At 71.4% G+C, this 3,491-nt stretch carries 4 protein-coding genes; 2 read left to right on the top strand and 2 right to left on the bottom strand.

What is annotated here, in order from left to right:
- A partial coding sequence (locus P409_RS39425) for a hypothetical protein (RefSeq protein ID WP_034846926.1) occupies positions 1-180 on the top strand: 180 nt, incomplete at its 5' end.
- Here P409_RS39425 and P409_RS29730 read toward each other — a convergent pair.
- Both P409_RS29730 and P409_RS29735 read right to left on the bottom strand, forming a co-directional pair.
- A complete protein-coding gene (locus P409_RS29730; RefSeq protein WP_081991922.1) occupies positions 126-965 on the bottom strand; it encodes a carbon-nitrogen hydrolase family protein in 840 nt (279 codons plus the stop codon). The genes P409_RS39425 and P409_RS29730 overlap by 55 nt on opposite strands.
- A gap of 4 nt (positions 966-969) precedes the next feature.
- Positions 970-2,643 carry a Na/Pi cotransporter family protein gene (locus P409_RS29735; protein WP_034846928.1) on the bottom strand — a complete coding sequence of 558 codons (1,674 nt, stop codon included), beginning with the start codon at positions 2,641-2,643 and terminating at the stop codon, positions 970-972.
- A gap of 148 nt (positions 2,644-2,791) precedes the next feature.
- On the opposite strand from P409_RS29735, the gene P409_RS29740 reads away from it, so the two are divergent.
- The gene (locus P409_RS29740) at positions 2,792-3,244 is read left to right on the top strand and encodes an NUDIX hydrolase (protein ID WP_202964849.1); all 453 of its coding nucleotides are present in this window, start codon (positions 2,792-2,794) and stop codon (positions 3,242-3,244) included.
- Positions 3,245-3,491: the final 247 nt, after the last annotated feature.

Below are 3,491 nucleotides of genomic sequence, written 5' to 3' on the forward strand. Positions count from 1 at the left end.
CGGCTGATGGCGGCGCAATGGCAGGGCGCGGTGCTGTGGTGGGGCTTCGAGCGCGGCCGCCCGCTGCGCGACGCCGTGGCCGCCGGGCTGGAGGAATTCTGCGAAGCGATCCGGGACCCGGCCGATCAGAACGCCGCCCGGTCACGGCTGCGCGGATCGTCGACCCGGCGCGAGGCGTAGATCTCGCCCAGCCTTGCGGTCCGGCGCCAGGGCCGCGCCTTCTCCAGCGCGATGGCGAAGGCCGGGTCGCCACGGTCGAGCGTGGCGAAGACCAGATCGGGCTCGCCGTCCCGGCCGGCTTCGGCCAGCACCATGCCGTTCGGCCCAACCAGGCTGCTCGGCAACGGCTGGCTGCATTGCGCCGGGATCGCCAGACTGATCCACAGACAGGTGGCTGCGGCATGGCCGCGCGCCAGGCCGCCGAAGACGGGATCGCGGGAATAGGTGGACACCAGCACCGCGTCGACGCCCAGCGCCTCGTACTCCGCAAACAGCTCGGGGAACACGATCTCGATGCAGATGGCGCAGCCGAAAGTGAAGCCGTCCACGGTGAAGGTCAGCGGCGCCTCGCCGGGCGAATACCAGCCGGTGATCTCGGTGTTGGAGCAGCGCCGCTTGTCGTAGCGCCCGGCCAGGACGCCGGCGTCGGAGATCAGGTAGAGGCTGTTGTGCGGCCGGTGCGGCGCGGTCAGCGGATGGGCGCTGCCGAGCACCACCCACAGGCCGAGGCTGCCGGCCAGGGCCGCGGTCTCCGCCAGCTCCTCGCGCAGCGCCGGCCAGTCGACATCGTCCCAGCCGGCGAGCTCCGACTTTGCGTAGCCGGAGGCGGCGCCTTCCGGGAACTGCACCAGCCGCGCCCCGCCGGCGGCGGCGCGGCGCATCAGGCCGCGGATCTCCCGGCCATTGGCGCGCACGTCCCGGTCGACCCGGCTCTGGGCGATCGCGATCCGCAGCGTCCCGGCCATGGCCTCAGCCCTCCGCGTTCGTCTCGCCCTCGGTGACCCGGCTGGGCAGCAGCTCGCCCGAGCGTTCCAGCACCGGATAGGCCGCGGCCGCGACGATGTGGCCGTTCACCCGCTTCATGTCGCGCAGCAGGTCGAGATGCAGGGCGCTGGTCTCCGCCGTATCGCGGCGGCCGGCGCGCAGCCGGTCGAAATGCGACTGGGTGGCCGCCGCCTCGAGGTCGCGGAACGTCACCTTCTCGTCCACCAGCAGCCGCGCGGCGCGGCGGTCGTCGGTCATGAACAGCGACGCGGCGGTGCGCAGGTTGGTGACCAGCCGGTCCATCATCGCCAGCAGCTCGGCCTCGCCCTCCTTCGAGAACTCCAGCCCGCGCTTCATCCGCTTGGCGCAGTGCGGCAGCAGGTTGCGGTCCACGACGTCGCCCGCCTGCTCCATGTTCATGGCGAAGTTCAGGATCTCGCCCAGCCGGCGGTGGTCCGCGTCGCTGAGCGATTCCGGGTCGAGCGAGGTCAGGTAGGTCTTGATCGCGGTGTTGAGATGGTCGAGCACGTCGTCCATCCGCCGCGTCTCGGCGATCACCTTGCGGTCGCCCTTGTGCAGCGCGTCGCGGGCGCCGTGCAGCATCGTCTCCAGCACGTCGGCCAGGCGCATCGCCTCGCGCGCGGCGCCGCCGAGGGCGACGATCGGCGTCTCCCGCGCCGCGGCGTCGAGATAGAGTGGCCGGGAGGGATCCGCCGGGTCCACCCGGCGCGGCAGCAGCCGCTGCAGCAGCTTCGAATACGGCGTCAGCAGCGGGAAGAAGACGACCGCCAGCACGACGTTGAACAGGGTGTGGAAATCGGCCACCGCGCGGGCATTGTCGGGGTCGATCGTCACCATCCACTCGCCGATCGGCTCGAGGGCGGCCAGCACCGCGACCACGCCGAGGCCGCGGGCCAGCAGGTTGCCGACCGGCAGGCGCCGGTTGGCGGGGTCGTCGCCCGACGCACCTTCCAGCACCGGGTTGATCGCGGTGCCGAGATTGGCGCCCAGCACCAGGGCGAAGGCGCTTTCCGGCGGCACCACGCCGTTGGCGGCCAGCGACATCACCAGCAGCACCACGGCGACGCTGGAATGCACCGCCCAGGTGAAGGCCGCGGCCAGGATCGCCGCCAGCACCGGCGTGGTGGCGACGGCGCCCAGCATCAGGCGCAGGCTGGGCGCGTCCTCATAGGGCACCATCAGCTGCAGCAGCTGGTGCAGCGCCATCAGCATCAGGCCGAGGCCGATGAAGACCCGGCCGAGGTCGTGCGTCTGGGTGGTGCTGTCGCGCCGGAACAGCACGAAGCCGATCAGGATCAGCGCCGGCGCCGCGGCCGCCACGTCGAAGGACAGCACCTGGACGATCAGCGTGGTGCCGATATTGGCGCCGAGCATCACCGCCAGGGCCGGCACCAGCTCGACCAGCCCGCCGGCGGCGAACCCCGCCACCATCAGCCCAGTGGCCGTGCTGCTCTGCAGCACCGCGGTGACGCCGATGCCGGCCAGCACGGCCAGGAACCGGTTCCGCAGCGCGCCGCCCAGCACGGCGCGCAGCTTCGGCCCGAAGGTGCGCTGGATGCCGGTCTGCACCATGTGCGTGCCCCACAGCAGCAGGGCGACATAGCCGGCCAGGTCGATCAGGGTGATGGAAAAGCTCATCCGCGGGTCTCGAAAGCCGTTCGCCTCCGTTCGTGTCTTCCCATAGGCTTGGGGTCCGGTCGGCTCGGGACGGCCGGAACGACGGGGATGCCGCGATCGTTCCCGAAATACCCCGGCCGATCAAGGCCGGGCGCGACGGAGGATGGGGATGCCGGGCAAGACCAAGGCCGTCCGGGTGCAGCACGGTGCCTTGCCCTACCGTCTACGGACGGATGGCGGGGTCGAGATCCTGCTCGTCACCACCCGCCAGACGCGACGCTGGATCATCCCGAAGGGCTGGCCGATCAAGGGGCTGAAGCCGTCGAAATCGGCGGCGCGCGAGGCCTATGAGGAGGCCGGGGTGCGCGGCGCCGTCGGGTCGAAATCGATCGGCAGCTTCGTCTACGACAAGGGGCTGGAGGACGGGGTGAGCGTGCCCTGCGAGGTCGGCGTCTTCCCGCTGAAGGTCGAGCGCCAGCACAAGACCTGGCCCGAGGCGCATGAGCGCGAGACCCGCTGGGCCGGCCCGGAGGAGGCGTTGGACCTGCTGGACGATGCGGGCCTGCGGGACGTGGTCGCCGCCTTCGTCCGCCGGCTGGAGGGCCGGAAGGCGGCGGAGTGAGGGGCGGATCTCCGGATTGCAGCAGTGCTTCCACCTTGGACCCGCCCCCAGGTCATCCTCCCCCTCCCCTCGCGCTACGGCATCTACACATTGAGTGGTGGTAGCGAACGGCGGGTCGGCGAGCAGATTGCCTCTCCCGCTTGGCGGGAGAGGTCGGGCTCGCGCAGCGAGACCGGGTGAGGGTGGGCCTCGGCCTCGACAACCCCGCTCACCCGGAGGCGCAAGCGTCTCCGACCTCTCCCGCAAG

It is taken from the genome of Inquilinus limosus MP06 (assembly GCF_000767795.1).
Taxonomy (GTDB): Bacteria; Pseudomonadota; Alphaproteobacteria; order DSM-16000; family Inquilinaceae; genus Inquilinus; species Inquilinus limosus_E.

Coding starts and splice junctions, on each gene's coding strand:
- P409_RS29730 (WP_081991922.1), bottom strand. CDS start 965: ATGGCCGGGACGCTGCGGATCGCGATCGCCCAGAGCCGGGTCGACCGG.
- P409_RS29735 (WP_034846928.1), bottom strand. CDS start 2,643: ATGAGCTTTTCCATCACCCTGATCGACCTGGCCGGCTATGTCGCCCTG.
- P409_RS29740 (WP_202964849.1), top strand. CDS start 2,792: ATGCCGGGCAAGACCAAGGCCGTCCGGGTGCAGCACGGTGCCTTGCCC.